Origin of the sequence: Stenotrophomonas sp. TWI1151 (assembly GCF_039673135.1) — a bacterium.
In the GTDB taxonomy this organism is placed as follows: Bacteria; Pseudomonadota; Gammaproteobacteria; order Xanthomonadales; family Xanthomonadaceae; genus Stenotrophomonas.
The window spans coordinates 43,672-63,186 of sequence record NZ_JBDJLA010000015.1; the positions used below are offsets into that span (position 1 = coordinate 43,672).

Consider the following 19,515-nt stretch of genomic DNA (forward strand, 5'->3'; position numbering starts at 1 on the left):
CATTCCAGCATCGGGATGCCTGGCAGAGACAGCGACCGGACCGCCTAGAATGTCGTCCTGAACCGCCTGCCATCCGTGCCCATGACTCTCTTCCGACCGTTCGCCCATCCCGCTTCCATCTGTCTCCGGAGCCACGCATGAAGCCGCGTCAGCCGGCGGGGGCCGTGGGCCAGGTGCGGATCATCGGGGGCAAGTGGCGCAATACGAAGCTGCCGGTGCCGCTGTCACCGGGGCTGCGGCCCAGCAGTGACCGGGTGCGGGAGACGCTGTTCAATTGGCTGATGCCGCGGCTGGGTGGGGCGCGGGTGCTGGATCTGTTCGCCGGCAGCGGGGCGCTGGGTCTGGAGGCGGTGTCGCGAGGGGCGGCGCAGGCGACGCTGGTGGAGCGCGATGTCGCATTGTCCCGCCAGTTGCGCGAGTCGGTCGCCAAGTTGGGCGCGCAGGAGCAGATCGCGGTGGTACAGGCCGATGCGCTGCAGTGGCTGCGTCAGCCGGCCGGGGCGCTGGCGGATATCGTGTTCATCGATCCGCCGTTCGCCGATGGGCTGTGGGAGGCGGTGATCACCGGGCTGCCGTCACATCTGGCCGCCGATGCCTGGCTGTACGTGGAGTCCCCGGCCGATCAGGCGCCGAGGATGCCCGCGCCGTGGCTGCTGCACCGCGAGGGGGGGACCCGGGAGGTGCGTTTTGCCCTGTATCGCCGCGCCACTGCTACACTTTCACCAGACCAACACGCGTAGCTGACGTATGACCGTGGCCAACCGCCGCATTGCCGTGTACCCGGGCACCTTCGATCCGATCACCAACGGTCACATCGATCTGGTGAACCGCGCTGCGCCCCTGTTCGAGAAGGTGGTGGTGGGCGTGGCGCAGAGTCCGTCCAAGGGGCCGACCCTGCCGCTGGAGCAGCGTGTGCAGCTGGCCCGCGATGCGCTGGGCCACAACCGCAACGTGGAAGTGCGTGGTTTCGATACCCTGCTGGCGCATTTCGTGCGCTCGGTGCAGGGCGGCATCCTGCTGCGCGGCCTGCGCGCGGTGTCCGATTTCGAATACGAATTCCAGATGGCGAGCATGAACCGCCATCTGATCCCGGAGGTCGAGACGCTGTTCCTGACCCCGGCCGAGCAACACAGCTTCATTTCGTCTTCGCTGGTCCGCGAGATCGCCCGTCTGGGCGGCGACGTGTCCGGCTTCGTGCCGTCCGCTGTGCTTGAGGCGCTGCGCAAGGTCCGTGAAGCGAAGTCGGGCCAAGCGTAGTACCTGTCAGACCCATACATACCAAGAATCACCAAGGGAGGAATTCCATGAACAACACCATGCGTGCCATGTTGATCGCGTCGTTCGCGCTGGCCTTCACCGCCTGCAAGAAGGAAGAGGCCGCACCGGTCGTCGAAGCCCAGCAGGCGCTGGTCGCCCCGGCTGCCGATGACGATGCCGGCTGGAAGAAGTACCTGCAGGCCGTGGCCGTGCAGAACATGGGCAACATCAGCAACAGCCCGTACCTGTACTACCTTGCCCCGGAATCGGATCCGGAATTCGCGGCCAAGTATGAGCGTCAGGTCGAAAGCGCCACCCAGGCCGTGGGCCGTGGCGTGCAGCCGGGCAACATGCTGGCCTTCGGTTCTTCGGCCTCGGCCAAGATGGCCGACATGATCCAGGCCGTGTTCAAGGACGTCTCGCCGGACTCGATGAAGGGTGTGCGCGTGGTGTTCATCGGCAAGGCCGCCGACAACGCCCGCGTCCAGTCGATCATCCAGCCGACCGGCGCCGAGTACATCTTCGTCGAAGCCAAGTAACCCGTGCAGTGGCGGCTGCGCCTTGTGCGCGGCCCGGGTGGCGCCCGCAGGGGCGTCACCGATGATCGGCCCGCGCGCCCGCGTGGGTCGGTTCTCATCCGCCGGCGCGGGCGTGGAGTAACGCCATGTCGCTGAAAATCAATGAGCTCTGCGTCAATTGCGACGTCTGTGAGCCGGCCTGTCCCAATCAGGCCATTTCGATGGGTGAAACCATCTACGTGATCGATCCGGCCCGCTGCACCGAGTGCGTGGGGCATTTCGACGAACCCCAGTGCGTGGTCGTCTGCCCGGTCGAATGCATCGATCCCGATCCGGACATTCCGGAAACCCAGGACGCCCTGCTGGCCAAGCTGCACGGGCTGCAGCGCGATCATCCCGAATTGTATGTCACGGAGTTTCTGCCCAAATGAGAACGCTGTCGCGTCGTTGGTTGCTGCTCGTCCTGCTGGTCAGCCCGAGCGTCTGGGCTGCGGAATCCCCGCAGGTGGCGCTGGCCAAGCATCCTGACGGCGCAGCCGTCGCCAGTGGCCATCACCTGGCCACCGAAGCCGGTATGGAAATCCTGGCCAAGGGCGGCAACGCATTCGATGCGGCCGTGGCCGTGTCCGCCACGCTGGCGGTGGTCGAGCCGATCAGTTCCGGCCTTGGTGGCGGCGGGTTCTTCCTGCTGCACGATGCGGCCACCGGCAAGGACGTGATGCTGGACGCGCGCGAAACCGCGCCGCAGTCCGCCACGCCCGAAGCGTTCCTGGACAAGAAAGGCGAGCTGGACCGCGACCGTTCGGTCAATGGCGCCTGGTCGGCCGGTATCCCGGGCCTGCCGGCAGCACTGGTGGAACTGTCCTCCAAGCACGGCAAGCTGCCGCTGAAGACCTCGCTGGCGCCGGCGATGCGCATCGCGCGCGATGGCTTCCCGGTGTATGCGCGCATGTCCAAGGGCTATCAGTCCCGGCGTGAGGTGATGCAGCGCTATCCCGGCACGCGCGAGGTGTATGAGCGCAACGGCAAGCCGATCGCCGAGGGCGACCTGTTCCGCCAGCCGGAACTGGCCAGGACCATGGAGCGTCTGGCCGACCAGGGCTTCGATGGTTTCTACCGGGGCGAGACCGGCAAGCTGCTGCTCAAGGGCGTGAAGCAGGCCGGCGGCCATTGGACCGCCGAGGAACTGGCCGGCTATCGGGTCAAGCTGCGCGAGCCGATCGCCTTCAAGTACCGCGACTGGACCATCACCACCGCCTCGCCGCCGTCTTCCGGCGGCATCGCGCTGGCGGCCATGCTGCAGATCCTGGAAGGCTGGGACCTGAAATCGCTCGACCAGGCCCATCGCACCCACCTGGTGGTGGAAGCCATGCGCCGCGCCTACCGCGACCGCACCTTCTTCCTGGGCGATCCGGACTTCGTGGATATCCCGCAGAAGGTGCTGACCAGCAAGGATTACGCGCAGGGCCTGCGTGCCACCATCCATCCGGAGAAGGCGACCCCGAGCGATCTGCTCTCGGGCAACCCGACCCCGCTGGAAGATGACGAGACCACGCATTTCTCGATCATCGACCGCGAGGGCAACCGCGTCGGCGCGACCCAGACCGTGAACCTGCTGTACGGCTCGGGCCTGATTCCGTCGGGTACCGGCGTGCTGCTGAACAACGAAATGGACGATTTCGCGCTGAAGCCGGGCACGCCCAATGCCTTCGGCGTGATGGGCTATGCGGCCAATGCACCCAAGCCGGGCAAGCGCATGCTCAGCTCGATGACCCCGACCTTCATGGAGTCCGCCGACAAGGTCGTGGTGCTCGGCACGCCCGGTGGCAGCCGCATCATCACCATGGTGCTGCTGGGCATCCTCGGCTACGACGATGGCCTGACCGCCCAGCAGGTCGCTGCGTTGCCGCGCTACCACCACCAGTGGCTGCCGGACCTGATCGAGGCCGAGAGCAGCACCTTCGATGCGGGCACCATCAAACAGCTGCAGGCGATGGGCCACAGGATCGATCTGCCCGGCGACACCGCCGCGGGTGGCCGCGGCTCCAGCCATGTCTGGGGCAACCTGCAGACCGTGGAATGGGACCGCCGCAGCAATGTCCTCAGCGGTGGCAGCGACCCGCGCAATCCGGTCGGCAGCGCCGCGGTCAGCCAGGCGCACTGATTGACCGCAGAAACGAGAAACCCCGTCCCAGTGGCGGGGTTTTTTCATGGGCGATGGCTAGCGAATATTTAACAGGGGCGCGACGATAATTTGCCAATGAAACTATGGTCCATCCGCGGTAACTCGCAGAAACTCGACGGCGGCGCGATGTTCGGTAATGCGCCGCGCGCGGTCTGGGAAAAATGGGCAGTGCCGGACGATCTCAACCGGATCGAACTGGCCTGCCGTGCACTGCTCGCCAGCCCACTGGCCGGCAAGACGGTGCTGTTCGAAACCGGGATCGGGGCGTTCTTCGAGCCGAAACTGCGGGACCGATACGGCGTGCAGGAGCCCAGCCATGTGCTGATCGAATCCCTGCGCGAGGCCGGGTTCGAGCACGAAGACATCGACGTGGTGGTGCTGAGCCATCTGCATTTCGATCATGCCGGCGGCCTGCTGGCACCGTGGAGCGAAGGGCGCTCGCCGGAACTGTTGTTCCCGAATGCGACCTTCCTGGTCGGGGCCGAGCACTGGGCACGTGCGCTGCATCCGCATCCGCGCGACCGGGCCAGTTTCATCCCGGAACTGCCCGGCCTGCTGCAGGCCAGTGGCCGTCTGGAGATCGTCGACGGTCCATATTCCACCACCCTGGGCGACAGCGTGCGTTTCAGCTTCAGCGACGGGCACACGCCCGGCCTGATGCTGGCCGAGATCATCGGGCCGGAGACGGTGGATGGCCAGGCGCGGGGCGGCGTGGTGTTCTGTGCGGACCTGATCCCGGGCCGCTCGTGGGTGCATGTGCCGATCACCATGGGCTACGACCGCAACGCCGAACTGCTGATCGACGAGAAGCGCAGCTTCCTGGAAGACAAGCTGGCCCGTAACGTCCATCTGTTCTTCACCCACGACCCGCAGTGCGCGCTGGCCCAGGTGTCACGCGATGAAAAGGGCCGCTTCGGCACCGTGCACGAACAGGGCGAACTGAAGGCCCGCGCGCTGGCGAAACCATCCGGTGGGCCGGGCGCCGACCCGCCCGCCCCACCCCCCTGACCACCAACACCGTCTGGGCCCACCCTCGGCCGCCACGGCACCCCCCGGCACCGGGCATCAACCCGGTGCGAGGCCAGGGCATGGCCAGGCCATGTGAAGCACCGACGGCCGTTGAGGGCCGCCGGTCAGAACGAGCGGATCAACCGACCACGCGGGTCCCGAAGATGCGGTCGCCCGCATCGCCCAGGCCCGGCAGGATGTAGCCCTTCTCGTTGAGCTGGGCATCGATGGCGGCGGTGAAGATCTCCACGTCCGGGTGCACGGCCTGCACGGCGGCGATGCCTTCCGGTGCGGCGACCAGGAAGATGCCCTTGATCCGGCGTGCGCCGGCGCGCTTGAGCATGTCGATGGTGGCGATCAGGGTGCCGCCGGTGGCCAGCATCGGGTCCAGGATCAGCGCGTCGCGCTCTTCCAGGCGGCCGGTCAGGCGCTCGAAGTAGGGCACCGGCTGCAGGGTTTCCTCATCGCGCTGCAGGCCGACCACGCTCACCCGCGCGGCGGGGATCAGCGAGAGCACGCCACTGAGCATGCCCAGGCCGGCGCGCAGGATCGGCACCACGGTGATCTTGGCCCCGGCAATGCGCTGCACCGTCACCGGGCCCGCCCAGCCGGCCATGGTGTGGGCTTCGGTCTCCAGGTCGGCGGTGGCCTCATAGGCCAGCAGCCCACCGAGTTCATTGGCCAGCTCGCGGAAGTCCTTGGTGCTCAGGGACGCATCGCGCATCAGGCCGATCTTGTGCTGCACCAGCGGATGGCGCACTTCGACGATTTTCATGGGGGAATGACTGGCAAAGGAGAGGCCGATAGTGTGCCGCAACACCCCACCGAAGCCAAAAGCCGAAGCCGCCACGCCCGGTAGTGCCGAGCCATGCTCGGCAGGCCCGCCAATGCCGAAGCCGACGCTCGGCAGGCCCGCCAATGCCGAAGCCGACGCTCGGCAGGCCCGCCAATGCCGAAGCCGACGCTCGGCAGGCCCGCCAATGAAGAAGCCGATCACCGGCGCACCCGTCAACCCGAGGCAGCCGAGCATGGCTCGGCTCTACCCAGACCCCGATCTCCGCGCTCGATGTCCCCGGTGTCATCCTCATGCAACCTCCCGGACATACCGTGCTGACCCATTCTTTACACAGATTGGGGAATGCAGTGCAGAAGAAGCGTCCGTTGGGCCTGGCGATCAGCCTTTCGTTGCTGGCGGTGATCACCCCGTCGGCCCATGCCGCCGATACGCCCGATGGCAGCACCGTGGCCGGCAGCGCCGCCGCCGGTGCCGCCGCCATCGATCTGGACCGGGTCGAAGTCCGCCCGCAGCTGGAGTCGCAGACCCGCGCGGTCGACCTCAAGCGCAGCAGCGATGCGATCGAAGATGCGGTGTCCTCCGATGCCATGGGCGTCTATCCGGACCAGAACGTGGCCGAATCGCTGCAGCGCCTGCCGGGCGTCAGCGTCACCCGTGACCAGGGCGAGGGGCGCTTCGTGGTCATCCGTGGCCTGGATGCCAACCTCAACAGCGTCAGCGTCGATGGCATCGCGATTGGTACGCCGGAGGATTCCAGCCGCGCTGCACCGCTGGACGTGATTCCCTCCGACTCGACCGAGCGCCTGCGCGTGGTCAAATCGCCCACCCCGGACATGCCCGGCGACGCGATCGGCGGTGCGATCCTGGTCGAGTCCGCCTCGGCGTTCGACCGCGAAGGCCGCAACCTGCGCGGCAAGATCGAAGCCAGCCATCAGCAGCTCTCCGGCAACACCAGCCCCAAGGCCGCGATCAACTACAGCGAAGTGTTCGCCGATACCTTCGGCGTGGCGTTGGGGGTGAACTACCAGAACCGCAAGTTCGAATCGGACAACACCGAAGTGGAGTACGGCGAGTTCGACGGCGGTGCCGAGGACGACCTGTTCGCCACCAGCCTGCAGCAGCGCAAGTACGAGATCGAGCGCAAGCGCATCGGTGCGAACCTCAATCTGGATTGGCACCCGGATGACGACAATCGGTATTACCTGCGCACGCTGTACAGCCAGTTCGACGATGCCGAAACCCGCCAGCGCACCATCTTCAACTTCGGCGATGGTGACGTCACCGCGCTGGGCAGCAACCAGTACCGCGTCGATGACTTGCCGGCCGATGCGATCCAGAAGCGCATGCGCTACCGCACCAAGAAAGAAAACACCTTCACCACCAGCGCCGGCGGCGAGAACCGCCTGACCAATGCGGTGGTCGATTACAAGGTCGGTTACACGCGTACCGAAGAGCGCGTCAACGATGAGATGGAGGCGCGTTTCGAGTACAACGGCGATGACCTCGGCGCCAGCGTCGATCAGAACAGTGGCATTCCGCGTTACACCCTGACCAGCGCGCAGTGGATGGACAACGGCAACTACGATTTCGATCGTTTTGTGGTGTCGTCCAAGCAGGTCAACGACAGCGAGCGCAGTGCGCAGATCAACGTGCGCTTCGATGGCGATGCCTCCAGCATCAAGATCGGCCTGCTCGGCCGCTGGCGCGACCGCGACGTCAATGTCGATGAGCGCGAACTGCGCGTTGGTCCGGACGTGGCGCTGTCGGACTGGGCCACCTCCACCCCCGATCACCGCGGCGGCAGCCTCGGCCAGGGCATGAGCTCGGATGCCATGCGCCGCTACTGGGCGCAGTCCGGTGGCCAGTACAGTGCCCGCCCGCAGGATGCCGGCGGCAATGCGCTGACCTCGCTGGAAGAGGATTACACCGCCAGTGAGGACATCTTCGCCAGCTACGTGATGGGCACCTGGGATGTCGGCGCGCTGCGCATCATCGGTGGCGTGCGTGTGGAGAACACCCAGTTCAGCGCCACCGGCAACAGCGTCGAGGTGGCCGGTAACGGCCGCAGCTTCACGGTCACCCCGTTGAGCGTGAGCCGCAGCTACACCAACGTGCTGCCCGGCCTGCACCTGCGTTATGACGCCGGTGATGACTGGGTGCTGCGTGCGGCCGCCAACAAGACCGTGTCGCGCCCGTCGTTCGGCGATGTGGCGCCGCGGGTCGGCCTGAGCCGCGGTGACGAGGAAGTCCGGATCGGCAATCCGCAGCTGGATCCGTATGAGTCCAGGAACATCGACCTGTCGCTCGAGAAGTACATCGGCAGCACCGGCATCGTCTCGCTGGGCGTGTTCCACAAGTCGATCGACGGCTACATCGTCAACACGGTGAGCAACAACGATCCGGCGTATCCGGACTTCGAGGTCACCCGGGTGATCAACGGCAACCAGGCCACGGTGAAGGGTGCCGAGTTCAACTGGCAGCAGCAGCTCGCCTTCCTGCCGGCCGGTTGGGATGGTCTGCTGGTCGGCGCCAGCGGTACCTGGCTGGATACGGATTTCGATCCGGGCGTGGCCGGCCGCGAGCGCGACGACTTCATGCTGCCGCGTGCCTCCAAGCACGTGTACAGCGCGCACATCGGCTATGAAAAGGCCGGCTTCAGCACCCGCGTGGCCGCGGTCTACCGCAGCGAGTATCTGGATTCACTGGGCGACAGTCGCGCCTATGACATCTATGTGGCGCCCAACACCCAGCTCGACTTCAGCATGGACTACAAGATCACCTCGAACGTGAGCGTCTACTTCGAAGCCCAGAACCTGCTCGACAAGCCGCTGGAGCTGTACCAGGGCGTGCGCTCGCGCACCCTGCAGAACGAAGAATACGGCCGCACCTACGCCCTCGGCCTGAAGGTGGCCCTGTGATGCGCGCGTCCCATGGTCTGAGCCTGCTCGCACTGGCGCTGTTGACCGCCTGCCAGCCGGCAGCCGCGCCCGAGCCAGCGGCGCCGGCCCCGGGGGTCGCACCGACCGGCACCGACGCCTCCACGGCACGTGATGTGGCCACGGTCGCCGAGGCGTTCCTCACCCCGATGACCCCGGACGACAACATCGACTCGCCGGCCAGCTGGACCACGCCCGAGGGCCAGGTCTGGTTGATCGCCACCGCCAAGGCCACCGACAAGCTGGTGGTCTACGACGGGCAGACCGGGGCGAAGCTGCGTGACGTCGGCAGCCTCGGCACCGCGCCGGGTCAGTTCGATCGCCCCAACGGCATTGCCGTGGTCGATGACCTGGTGCTGATCGTGGAGCGTGACAGCCACCGTGTGCAGGTGCTGCAGCTGCCGGATTTCAGCCCGCTGGGCGTGTTCGGCGCCGATGATCTGCGCAAGCCGTACGGGCTGTGGGTGAACAAGCTCGGCAACGGCTACGACGTGTACGTCACCGATTCCTACGACGCCGGCGAAGACGCGCAGGGCAACGACGTGCTGCCGCCGCTGGCCGAACTGGACAAGCGCGTGCGGCGTTACGCGCTCACCGTGCAGGGCGGCAAGGCGCAGGCTGCGCTCACCGCCAGCATCGGTGACACCACCGAAGCGGGCGCGCTGCGGGTGGTCGAATCGATCTGGGGCGACCCGGCCAACGACCGCCTGCTGATCGCTGAAGAAGACGAAACCTACGCCAGCGAGTTCAAGGTCTATACGCTGGAAGGCCGCTTCAGTGGCACCACGTTTGGCCGCGATGCCTTCCAGGCCCAGGCCGAAGGCGTGATGCTGCGGACCTGCGGCAAGGACGGTTGGTGGATCACCACCGAGCAGGGCAAGCAGCGCAGCGTGTTCCATCTGTTCGACCGGCACAGCCTGAAGCATGTCGGTGCGTTCCAGGGCAACACGGTGGCCAACACCGACGGCATCTGGTCGATGCAGGCACCGTCCGCGCGTTTCCCGCATGGCGCGCTGTATGCCGTGCACGATGACCAGGGCGTGGTCGCCTTCGACTGGGCGAGCATCGCCAAGCAGTTGTCGCTGCCGCTGGAGTGCGGCGCGTGAGCCGCGTTCCTGCCGCCCTGACCGCGCTGACGATGGCGCTGCTGCTGTGCAGTGGCAGCGCCTCGGCAAAGAAGAGCCCCGAGACCGGTGCCGAGCCCAACACCCAGGTGCCGGCCGGCAACCGCCACTACGCGGCGACCGGCTTCCCGGACCGCCTGGTCGCCTCGCCGGCGCAGGACGCCGCACGGGGCTTCTCGGTTGCGTGGCGCACCGACACCTCGGTCAAGGCGCCGGTGCTGGAGTGGGTCGCCGCCGGCGACTCGCCGGATGTGGGCACGCCGACCCGGATCACCGCCACCACGCAGGCGCTGACCACCGAACTGGGCGCGTCCCATCATCACCGTGCCGACATCACCGGCCTGCAGCCGGATACGCTTTACCTGTGGCGCGTGCAGGGTCAGAACACCTGGAGTGCATGGAACCAACTGCGCACCGCCGGCCGTGCCGAGCAGCCGCTCACGTTGTTGTACTTCGGTGATACCCAGAACAAGAACCTCAGCCACGTCTCGCGGGTGATGCGGGCCGGCATCAAGGCCGCCCCGGACGCGCGCCTGAGCCTGTTCGCCGGTGACCTGGTCAGCGGGGGCGACGGGCAGGACGACAGCGAGTGGGGCGAGTGGTTCGCCGCTGCCGGCTGGCTGCCGCAGGAGACCGCCGTGGCCCCCGCGATCGGCAACCACGAGTACTTCGAGGAGTTTGAAGACACCCCGCAGGAGCGTCGCGTGCTCGGCCGCCATTGGCCGGTGACGTTCGCACTGCCGCGTAATGGTGTGGACGCCGCGGATACCAGCACCTACTGGTTCGACTACCAGGGCGTGCGCATCGCCGTGCTCGACGGCACCTCCGCGCTCGATCTGGGCACCGCCAAGGCGCAGGCCGCCTGGCTGGACACCGTGCTGGCGGAGAATCCGCACCCGTGGAGCATCGTGCTGCTGCACCAGCCGTTCTATTCCCCGCGCGAGGGCCGCGAGAACACCGAACTGCGCGATGTGCTGCTGCCGGTGGTGCGCCGCCACCAGGTCGATCTGGTCCTGCAGGGCCACGACCACACCTACGGCCGCCGTGGCGAAGGCCAGGGCGCGACGCCACAGTTCGTGGTCACCGTGGCCGGGCCGAAGCAGTACCGGCTGTCCGATGAGGCCCGCGCCACCATGGCGCCGGTCGGCGAGGACACGCAGCTGTTCCAGGTGCTGAAGATCGATCCCAGCCACCTGCGTTACGAGGCGCGCACCGTCACCGGCCGCCTGTACGACGGCTTCGAGTTGACACGCGGCACCGATGGCCGCAAACAGAAAGCCGAACTGACGCAGGGACGCATCGCCCCCCGTGACTGCACGCGCGCCCAGACCCTGAAGGGCCGCGCCGACCGTTGCTGGGAATGACCGACCGGCCGGGCCGCTGCGGCGCGCCCGGCCATTCGTGGAGACTGAGATGATCCATCGCCGTTCCCTCGGGCTGGCCGTATTGGCCGCCTCGCTGCTGCTGCTCGCCGGTGCCAGCGTCGCCGGCAACGCCGTCCTGCACCCCTTCCTCGCCGCGCAGCCGAAGAACGCGCCGGACGAAGTGCATCTGGCCGTGGAGATCCCGGCCGGCAGCTTCACCAAGTACGAGATCAAGGAAGACGGTCTGGTCCATGTGGACCGCTTCCAGTCCATGCCTGTGGCATACCCGGCCAACTACGGCTCGATGCCACGCACCCTGGCTGGCGACAACGATCCGCTGGATGCGCTCGTACTGACGCGCGAGCCGCTGCATCCCGGCGTCATCGTGCGGTTCCGTCCGATCGGCTTCCTGAAGATGGTCGATGACGGGGAGCAGGATGAGAAAGTGATCGGCGTGCCGACCGACAAGATCGACCCGACCTACGCCAACATCCGCGATCTGGATGATCTGCCGCTGATCGAACGGCAGCGCATCGAAGCCTTCTTCCGGGTTTACAAAGACCTGCCTGCCGGCCGTAATCCGGTCCAGCTCAACGGCTGGGGCAATGCCGCCGAGGCCAAGGCGCTGATCCGTGCGTCCATGCAGCGCTTCGATGCGCAGCAGCGGCGCGCGAAAGGCGATTGACTGTTCCGTCCGCTATCCTCAATGTTGTTCGCCTGCGCATCGTCGATGTCAGGCTTTCCAACGGATTGGGGCGGCGGCACATGGAAGAGGAGATCAAGCGCGGCGTACTGACCGTGATCCACTGGATCGTGGTCGTGTTCATCGTGCAGATTCTGGTGTTCGGTATTGGCCGCGCCACGTTGTTCGCTTTCAGCGGCGGCCGCTTTGGAAAAGACGATTGGACGGCCGCGCACCAGAACTGGACCTATTTCACCGGCTTCGCGGTGATCGCCTTGATGTGGACCCTGATCGCGCTCTACAACAACGGTCTGCTCTGGTAGCGATGCCGGGCGATCACACCCGGCTCGCATTCGCCTTCTGCAGTCGCCGCAGGAACACGGCCATCTCCTTGGCCGCCTGCTTGTCGCCGTTGGTCTCGGCGACGGTACTGCCGTCGCGCCACGCCTGTGCTGCCGCGTCCGTATCGCCGGCCGCCAGATGTGCTTTACCCAGCCATTTCCAGCCTGCCGAGTAGCGCGGGTCCTGTGCGACACAGCCCTGCAGATGGATGACCGCCTCCGCGGTGTCACCCGCGTCGAGCAGGGCCTTGCCCAGGCCGAAGCGGAGCAGGGCACTGTCGCGACCACGCTCGAGCAGACGTTGCAGTGCGGGGATATCCATCGATGTCTCTACCGTGCAGTACCGGCGCCCATCATCGCCCGCCGGCGGCCTGGTAACGGCGCGCCACTTCGGCCCAGTCGATCAGCTCGAAGAAGGCGGCGATGTAGTCCGGGCGGCGGTTCTGGTAGTTGAGGTAGTAGGCGTGTTCCCACACATCCAGCCCCAGGATCGGCGTGCCACCGGAAAGGCCGGCGAACTCGCCCATCAGCGGGTTGTCCTGGTTCGGGCTGCTCTCCACCAGAAGCGTGCCGTCGCGGGTCAGCGTCAACCACGCCCAGCCGCTGCCGAAGCGGCTCTGCGCGGCCTTGGTGAAGGCCTCCTTGAACGCGGCGTAGCCGCCGAGATCGCGCTCGATCGCCTGAGCCACCGTGCCTTCCGGCGTGCTCCCGTTGGCGGTCAGCACCGTCCAGAACAGGCTGTGATTGGCATGTCCGCCGCCGTTGTTGCGGACGGCGTTGCGCACCCCCTCGGGCAGAGAGCCGATATCGGCGATCAGTGCATCGATATCCGTGCTCTGGATCCCGGCATCGGCGAGCGCGGCATTGAGGTTGGTGATGTAGGCCTGGTGGTGTTTGGCATGATGGATTTCCATCGTGCGTGCATCGAAGTGCGGTTCGAGTGCGTCGTAGGCGTAGGGCAGGGCGGGGAGGGTGTAGGCCATGGATATCTCCGGAAGAGCAGATGAGGGCGGTGCCGGCACGCAGCACGGTGATGCCACGATAGAACCTCAAGCACGATTGAGGTCAAGCGCGGCGATGTGGAACAGTGCGGGCCATTCACGCGAGATCGCTGCCTCCCCTTCACCTGTACTGGCTATCATTGCCTCAAGAATCTTCCGGGGTAGTCTCGTGTCGGTAGCGCTGGTGTGGTTTCGTCGTGATCTGCGGTTGCAGGACAACCCGGCCCTGCAGGCCGCCTTGGACGCAGGCCACGTGCCGGTGCCGGTCTACATCCATGCGCCGCAGGAGGAGGGCGACTGGACCCCGGGCGCTGCATCGGATACGTGGCTGCATCGCTCACTCACCGCGCTGGACGCCGAGCTCCGCGCGCGCGGCTCCTCGCTGGTGCTCCGCCAGGGCGACAGCCAGGCACAGCTGCAGCAGCTGATCGAGCAGACCGGTGCAGTCGCGGTGTACTGGAACCGCAAGTACGAGCCGGCCACGCAGCCACGCGATGCGAAGATCAAGCGGGAACTGCGCGAGCAGGGTATCGATGCCGAAAGCCACAACGGCAGCCTGATGTTCGAACCGTGGGATGTGGCGACCCAGCAGGGTGGCCCGTACAAGGTGTTCACCCCGTTCTGGCGCAATGCGCTGACCCGTCTGCAGTTGCCGGCCCCGACCCGATTGCCGGATCGGCTGCCCGCGCACAGCGCCAGCGGCGAGAGCCTCGACACGCTCGGCCTGGCACCGTCGATTCCGTGGGATCGGCAGTTCTGGGACCACTGGCAACCGGGCGAGGCGGGCGCGCACGAGGCGCTGGGCGTCTTCATCGACGGTGCACTCAACGGGTATCGCGAGCAGCGTGATCTGCCGGACCGTGTGGGCACCTCGATGCTGTCGCCGCATCTGCATTTCGGCGAGATCGCACCGTGGCAGATCGCGCGTCGTCTGCAGGGCGAGCGCAGCGCCAGTCGCGATGCCGACATCGACGGCTACATCCGCGAGTTGGGCTGGCGCGAGTTTTCGTATCACCTGCTGCATCACTTTCCGCAGACCCCGGACCACAACCTCAACCCACGCTTCGATCAGTTCCAGTGGGCCACGCCGGACCCGGCGGCATTGCAGGCGTGGCAGCAGGGCCGTACCGGCATCCCGATCGTGGATGCGGGGATGCGCGAGCTGTGGGCCACCGGCTACATGCACAACCGCGTGCGCATGATCGTCGCCAGCTATCTGTGCAAGCACATGCGCCAGCATTGGCGCGAAGGCGCGCGCTGGTTCTGGGACACCCTGGTCGACGCGGATCTGGCCAACAACACCATGGGGTGGCAATGGGTTGCCGGCACGGGGGCGGACGCGGCGCCTTACTTCCGGATCTTCAATCCGGTGACGCAGTCGCAGAAGTTCGATCCGCAGGCGCGCTACATCACGCGCTGGGTACCCGAACTGGGGGCACTACCGGTGAAGGCGCGCTTCGCCCCGTGGCAATCGCCGCAGCTGCTGGCCGAGCTCGCGCCCGGGTATCCGACCCTGCCGCTGGTGGATCTGAGCGAGGGTCGGGATGCCGCGTTGGCAGCGTATCGGCATACCGGCGGGGCGTGACCGGCGTCCCGTAAAAGTCGCTTTCGCCGTAACCGTTTACCTGAACAGGGAGCTGCCGGGCGTGACATTCATCATGCCGGCATCGCGTTGGGCTGTTTATGCTCTTCACGGCCCGCACGCCGGCGCCGTCCGGTAACCAAGGAGAAACCTCATGATTCGACCCGCAACCCGCAACGTGGCCCTGGCCCTGATGACTGCTGCCGCCCTGACGGCCTGCGCCACCGGTGGCTCCTACGTGCAGAGTGACCAGTACGGCAATCCCGTCGAGCAGCAGAACCGTACCGGCCGCAACGCCCTGATCGGTACCGCCGTCGGCGTGGCCGCGGGTCTGCTCAGCGGCAACAGCGCCACCGAGCGCCGCCAGCACGCCATGATCGGTGCCGGTATCGGCGCACTGAGCGGCGCGGCCGTCGGCCAGTACCAGGACCGCCAGGAACGCGCGCTGCGCGAGCGTACCGCCAACACCGGTATCGACGTCTCCCGTAATGGCGACAACCTGGTCCTGAACCTGCCGGACGGCATCACCTTCGATTTCGGCAAGTCCACGCTGAAGCCGCAGTTCTACAGCTCGCTCAACGGCGTGGCCAGCACGCTGGCCGAGTACAACCAGACCATGATCGAAGTCGTCGGCCACACCGACAGCATCGGCAGCGATGCGGTCAACAATCGCCTGTCCAAGGAACGCGCCGACTCGGTCGCCGCCTATCTGGCCGGCCAGGGTGTGCAGCGTGCCCGCATCGAAACCCTGGGTGCCGGCAAGGCCTACCCGATTGCCGACAACAACACCGATGCCGGCCGCGCGCAGAACCGCCGCGTCGAGATCCGTGTGATTCCGTTGCAGCAATAACAGCGCGCCAGCGCGCTGTTATTGCGTGTTGCGACCCGCAGGCTCGCAACACAAAAATGCCGCCCTTACAGGCGGCATTTTTTGTAGGTACCGGCCGTTGGCCGGTACGCCCGGAACAACTCCGTCCGCTCGCACACCCACACGACCGCACACCCACACGACCGCACCGCCCACACGACCGCACCGCCCACACGACCGCACCGCCCACACGACCGCACCGCCCACACGACCGCACCGCCCACACGACCGCACCGCCCACACGACCGCACCGCCCACACAACCGCACCGCCCACACAACCGCACCGCCCAAGGGCGGCGTTGTCGTTCATACGGCACTGCGCTGATGAAGCAGCATTACCCCGCGGTCACCGTGTCCAGAATCCGCTTCCCGGCCGCCTGCAGCTCCGTTTCCACCTGGGTCTGCTGCTGCTTGGCCAGCTTCGCCGCCGGGCATTGCGCGAGCATGTAGTTGGCATCGAAGTTCATCTTCTCGACCAGGAAATCGACGAACGCGCGCACCTTCGGCGAGACCAGCCGGCCGCCGGCGAACACCGCGTTGAAGTCCACTTCCGGCCCGGTCCAGCCGGCCAGCACGCGGCGCACCATCCCGGATTCAACGAATGGCTTGGCCATCACGTCACCGGTCAACAGCAACCCTTCGCCGCACACCAGTGCACCGTTCAACGCCGACGGATCATTGGCCACCAGCAGCGGATTCACCGGGAAATCGAGCAGCTCGCCGCCGTTCTCGCCCAGTTGCCAGAAGAAGCGGTTGTTGTTGAGGTTGCGCGCTTTGCGCATGGCCAGGATGCGGTGGAACTGCAGCTCATCCGGATGCAGCGGCTCGCCGTAGCGTTCGATATAGGCCGGGCTGGCGAATACCTGCGTGCGCAGGCTGCCAAGCTTGCGCGCGACCAGGTTGGAGTCGGGCAGGGTGCCCACGCGCAGTGCCAGATCCGCTTCACCGGCGATCAGGTCGAGCTTCTCGTTGCCCAGATGCATGTCCAGCTGGATTTCCGGGTACTGCGCATGGAACTGGCCGAGCAGCGGCGCGATCCATGTGATGCCGATCGAGTAGGGCACGGTGAAGCGCAGCCAGCCGCGCGGGCCGGACTGCAGCTGGTTGACCGCACCTTCGGCTTCTTCCAGCTCGCGTGCGATGCGCTGGCAATGCTCGTGATAGACCGAGCCGGCCTCGGTGAGGCCGAGGCGACGGGTGGTCCGGTGCAGCAGGCGTGCGCCGAGACGCGTTTCCAGTTCCTGCACTTTGCGGCTCACCGTCGTCTTGGGGAGCCCCAGTGCCGTGGCGGCGGCGATGAAACTGCCTTGCTCGACCACTTTGACGAAGATCAGCGTGTCGTTGAGATCGTGGGCCATGACGGGATCCAAAGTCGGGGGAGGGGAAGAGTGCCGCAAATGATTGTGCCGGGCACGGGATGATTATTCCCCTAAATCCGGACTAATCAAGGGGGAGTTTGAGGACTAATCTGGCGCCATTCCAGATATGAAGGACGACAACCATGTGGTTGCGGAACATTCTTGGCCGCCTGCGTAGCGGCCCCAACGCCCCGCTGGACCTCGCGATGACCGTGGAAGTCCGTCCGGGCTCCTTGTCCCGCAAGGCTTTTCGGGAGTTTACCCCGCCTGCCAACATGCAGCGCGGCGGCAGCTTCCGGCTGGGCTCGCGCAATGGCGACCGACTGGGTCGAATTGGGATTATCCCGGCGACGGGAGTGAAAGTCCCATGAATGGGACATTGGCCCCCGAGGTGCTGGTGCTCGGTGGCACCGGCAGCGTGGGCCAGGGGATCGTGGCGGCCTTGCTGGAGGCCGGCAGCCCCGTGTTGGTGGTCGGCCGCGACCCCGGCCGGCTGGCCGCGCTGCAGGAGCAGTTCGCCGATGAGCCGGGGCTGGAAGTCCTGCTCGGTTCGCTGGGCGACGACGCCTCGGCGCGCACCGTGGCCGAGCGCGTCGGCGGGCGCCCGCGCGCGCTGGCGGCCGTGGTGGATGCGATGGGCGGGCCGTACAACCGTGGGCGGGTGACCGACCGCAGCGGCGATGCGCTGTTGCAGGCGCTGCTGGCCGACGTGATGCCGCACGTGCATGCCGGCCGCCATCTGCTGCCGCTGGTGCGCGGTGGCGCCCAGGTGCGGCGCTACGTGCTGGTCGGCGGGCCGGCCGGCTTCAAGCCGTGGGCCGGGCACGGTGAGTCCTCCATCACCATGTCCGCCACGCGCATGTACGCGCAGGTGCTGCACCAGGAAGCCCAGGCACTGGGCGTGCGCGCGCAGATGCTGGAAGTGTGCGATCCGGTGTGCACCCCGGCCAATGCAGCCAAAGCCTGCATCGAATGGCCGAGCGCGCTGCTCGTCGGCCGTCGTGTGGTTTCGCTGCTCGACAACTGCACCGACAACCGCGCCATCGTGCGCTGCGATGCACGCGATGCCGAACTGCCGCGCGGGCTGCTGCATCTGGACCGCCCCCCGCCGATGTCGCGCGACACGGTCGGCACGGCTTGACCTCTACCAAGGTTCAGGTCCCAGGCTACGCCCCCCACGTCGCCCCACGTTTTCGATTCTGTATCACCACCCCTACGTACGGATGCATGACATGACTTCCAACTCCTCCCCGCATCGTTTCACCCGACGGCTGACCATGGCCGGCGTTTCCATCCTCGCCGCCGCGGTGTTGACCGCCTGCAGTGGCAGCCACGCTGAAGAAGCCGGCATGCCGCCGCCGCCCTCGGTCAGTGCCGCCCCGGTACTGGTCAAGCAGGTCAGCCAGTGGGACGACTTCAGTGGCCGCGTCGAAGCGGTCGAAAGTGTTGAACTGCGCCCGCGCGTCTCCGGCTACATCGACAAGGTCAACTATGTCGAAGGCCAGGAGGTCAAGAAGGGCGATGTGCTGTTCACCATCGACGCGCGCAGCTACCGCGCCGAGCTGGATCGCGCCACCGCCGAGCTCAACCGCGCGCGCACCCAGGCCCAGGTGAGCCGCAGCGAAGCCGACCGTGCCCGGCGCCTGTCCGACCAGCAGGCCATCTCCACCGAGACCTGGGAACAGCGCCGTGCGGTGTCCGAGCAGGCCCTGGCGCAGGTGCAGGCCGCTCAGGCTGCCGTCGATGCGGCGCGCTTGAACATGGAGTTCACCCAGGTGCGCGCGCCGATCAACGGCCGCGCCGGTCGCGCGATGGTGACCGCAGGCAACCTCGTCACCGCCGGCGACAGCGCCAGCGTGCTGACCACGCTGGTCTCGCTGGACAAGGTCCATGTGTACTTCGATGCCGATGAAGGCACCTTCCTGCGTTACGCCCAGATGGCGCGCAAGGGTGAACGCCCGAGCGAACGCGACAGCGAACTGCCGGTGAAGGTCGGCCTGTCCGGCGAAACCGGTTACCCGCATGAAGGCAAGGTCGACTTCCTGGACAACCAGGTGACCCGCAGCACCGGCACCATCCGGGTCCGCGCGCTGCTGGACAACGCCGACCGCGCCTTCACCCCGGGCCTGTTCGCCCGCGTGCAGCTGCTGGGCAGCGGCCAGTTCCAGGCCATGCTGATCGATGACAAGGCCGTGCTGACCGACCAGGACCGCAAGTTCGTCTACGTGGTCGACAAGGACAACAAGGCACAGCGCCGCGATATTGAACTCGGCCGCACCGCCGACGGCCTGCGCATCGTCGAGCAGGGCCTGAAGGCCGGAGACCGCGTGATCATCGATGGCGTGCAGAAAGTCTTCATGCCCGGCATGCCGGTCCAGGCCAAGGCCGTCGCGATGCAGCCGGCTGCCGCACCGGTAGCCGCGCCGGCTGTTGCAAAGAATTGAAGGGCAGCCGACTGACCGTCGGTTCTACATAGCAGCCGACCAACGGTCGG

General features: G+C 66.6%; 19 protein-coding genes. 15 read left to right on the forward strand and 4 right to left on the reverse strand.

Features of this window, described 5'->3' with window-relative positions:
• Positions 1 to 137: 137 nt before the first annotated feature.
• The 6 genes from rsmD (at position 138) to ABE422_RS16340 (ending at position 4,968) form a co-directional block, all read left to right on the forward strand.
• A complete protein-coding gene (gene rsmD, locus ABE422_RS16315) occupies positions 138 to 740 on the forward strand; it encodes a 16S rRNA (guanine(966)-N(2))-methyltransferase RsmD (protein WP_313211486.1) in 603 nt (200 codons plus the stop codon).
• A 7-nt stretch (positions 741 to 747) separates the two neighbouring features.
• The gene (gene coaD, locus ABE422_RS16320; RefSeq protein ID WP_313211488.1) at positions 748 to 1,257 is read left to right on the forward strand and encodes a pantetheine-phosphate adenylyltransferase; all 510 of its coding nucleotides are present in this window, start codon (positions 748 to 750) and stop codon (positions 1,255 to 1,257) included.
• Between the two features lie 47 nt (positions 1,258 to 1,304).
• The gene (locus ABE422_RS16325; RefSeq protein WP_019183240.1) at positions 1,305 to 1,796 is read left to right on the forward strand and encodes a hypothetical protein; all 492 of its coding nucleotides are present in this window, start codon (positions 1,305 to 1,307) and stop codon (positions 1,794 to 1,796) included.
• Between the two features lie 125 nt (positions 1,797 to 1,921).
• Entirely contained in the window at positions 1,922 to 2,206 is a 285-nt protein-coding gene (locus ABE422_RS16330; protein ID WP_070427136.1) for a YfhL family 4Fe-4S dicluster ferredoxin, read from the forward strand.
• A complete protein-coding gene (gene ggt, locus ABE422_RS16335) occupies positions 2,203 to 3,939 on the forward strand; it encodes a gamma-glutamyltransferase (protein WP_346483332.1) in 1,737 nt (578 codons plus the stop codon). Before ABE422_RS16330 ends, ggt begins: the two co-directional genes overlap by 4 nt.
• A 96-nt stretch (positions 3,940 to 4,035) precedes the next feature.
• Positions 4,036 to 4,968, forward strand: a complete 933-nt coding sequence (locus tag ABE422_RS16340; RefSeq protein ID WP_346483333.1) for an MBL fold metallo-hydrolase — start codon at positions 4,036 to 4,038, stop codon at positions 4,966 to 4,968.
• Between the two features lie 139 nt (positions 4,969 to 5,107).
• Here ABE422_RS16340 and upp read toward each other — a convergent pair whose 3' ends face one another.
• On the reverse strand, positions 5,108 to 5,743 hold the full coding sequence (upp, locus tag ABE422_RS16345) for a uracil phosphoribosyltransferase (protein WP_070470290.1): 636 nt from the start codon (positions 5,741 to 5,743) through the stop codon (positions 5,108 to 5,110).
• Positions 5,744 to 6,111: 368 nt separating this feature from the next.
• Here upp and ABE422_RS16350 point away from each other — a divergent pair, with 368 nt between their 5' ends.
• The 5 genes from ABE422_RS16350 (at position 6,112) to ABE422_RS16370 (ending at position 12,193) form a co-directional block, all read left to right on the forward strand.
• Positions 6,112 to 8,682 (forward strand): TonB-dependent receptor, encoded by a 2,571-nt coding sequence (locus ABE422_RS16350; RefSeq protein WP_346483334.1) that lies wholly within the window; start codon positions 6,112 to 6,114, stop codon positions 8,680 to 8,682.
• Positions 8,682 to 9,806: a phytase gene (locus tag ABE422_RS16355; RefSeq protein ID WP_313211501.1), complete on the forward strand. Its 1,125-nt coding sequence runs from the start codon at positions 8,682 to 8,684 to the stop codon at positions 9,804 to 9,806. The genes ABE422_RS16350 and ABE422_RS16355 overlap by 1 nt, the downstream gene beginning before the upstream one ends.
• Before the next feature lie 32 nt (positions 9,807 to 9,838).
• On the forward strand, positions 9,839 to 11,188 hold the full coding sequence (locus ABE422_RS16360) for a metallophosphoesterase family protein (protein ID WP_346483354.1): 1,350 nt from the start codon (positions 9,839 to 9,841) through the stop codon (positions 11,186 to 11,188).
• 49 nt (positions 11,189 to 11,237) lie between these two features.
• Positions 11,238 to 11,873 (forward strand): inorganic diphosphatase, encoded by a 636-nt coding sequence (locus ABE422_RS16365; protein WP_313211503.1) that lies wholly within the window; start codon positions 11,238 to 11,240, stop codon positions 11,871 to 11,873.
• An 80-nt stretch (positions 11,874 to 11,953) separates the two neighbouring features.
• Positions 11,954 to 12,193, forward strand: a complete 240-nt coding sequence (locus ABE422_RS16370) for a hypothetical protein (protein ID WP_313211505.1) — start codon at positions 11,954 to 11,956, stop codon at positions 12,191 to 12,193.
• A 13-nt stretch (positions 12,194 to 12,206) separates the two neighbouring features.
• On the opposite strand, the gene ABE422_RS16375 is transcribed toward ABE422_RS16370, so the two are convergent.
• Together ABE422_RS16375 and ABE422_RS16380 are read right to left on the reverse strand one after the other, a co-directional pair.
• The gene (locus ABE422_RS16375) at positions 12,207 to 12,533 is read right to left on the reverse strand and encodes a tetratricopeptide repeat protein (protein ID WP_313211507.1); all 327 of its coding nucleotides are present in this window, start codon (positions 12,531 to 12,533) and stop codon (positions 12,207 to 12,209) included.
• Positions 12,534 to 12,564: 31 nt separating this feature from the next.
• Positions 12,565 to 13,194: a superoxide dismutase gene (locus ABE422_RS16380; RefSeq protein WP_313211509.1), complete on the reverse strand. Its 630-nt coding sequence runs from the start codon at positions 13,192 to 13,194 to the stop codon at positions 12,565 to 12,567.
• Between the two features lie 187 nt (positions 13,195 to 13,381).
• Here ABE422_RS16380 and ABE422_RS16385 point away from each other — a divergent pair, with 187 nt between their 5' ends.
• Positions 13,382 to 14,797 carry a deoxyribodipyrimidine photo-lyase gene (locus ABE422_RS16385; protein ID WP_346483335.1) on the forward strand — a complete coding sequence of 472 codons (1,416 nt, stop codon included), beginning with the start codon at positions 13,382 to 13,384 and terminating at the stop codon, positions 14,795 to 14,797.
• Between the two features lie 151 nt (positions 14,798 to 14,948).
• Positions 14,949 to 15,644, forward strand: a complete 696-nt coding sequence (locus ABE422_RS16390) for an OmpA family protein (RefSeq protein ID WP_088432184.1) — start codon at positions 14,949 to 14,951, stop codon at positions 15,642 to 15,644.
• Positions 15,645 to 15,998: 354 nt separating this feature from the next.
• Here the strand turns inward: ABE422_RS16390 and ABE422_RS16395 are convergent, their stop codons facing one another.
• Entirely contained in the window at positions 15,999 to 17,021 is a 1,023-nt protein-coding gene (locus ABE422_RS16395) for a LysR family transcriptional regulator (protein WP_346483336.1), read from the reverse strand.
• A 367-nt stretch (positions 17,022 to 17,388) separates the two neighbouring features.
• On the opposite strand from ABE422_RS16395, the gene ABE422_RS16400 reads away from it, so the two are divergent.
• Positions 17,389 to 18,162: an SDR family oxidoreductase gene (locus tag ABE422_RS16400; RefSeq protein WP_313217951.1), complete on the forward strand. Its 774-nt coding sequence runs from the start codon at positions 17,389 to 17,391 to the stop codon at positions 18,160 to 18,162.
• Between the two features lie 91 nt (positions 18,163 to 18,253).
• Complete coding sequence (locus ABE422_RS16405; RefSeq protein WP_346483338.1) at positions 18,254 to 19,465, forward strand: efflux RND transporter periplasmic adaptor subunit; 1,212 nt, start codon at positions 18,254 to 18,256, stop codon at positions 19,463 to 19,465.
• Positions 19,466 to 19,515: the final 50 nt, after the last annotated feature.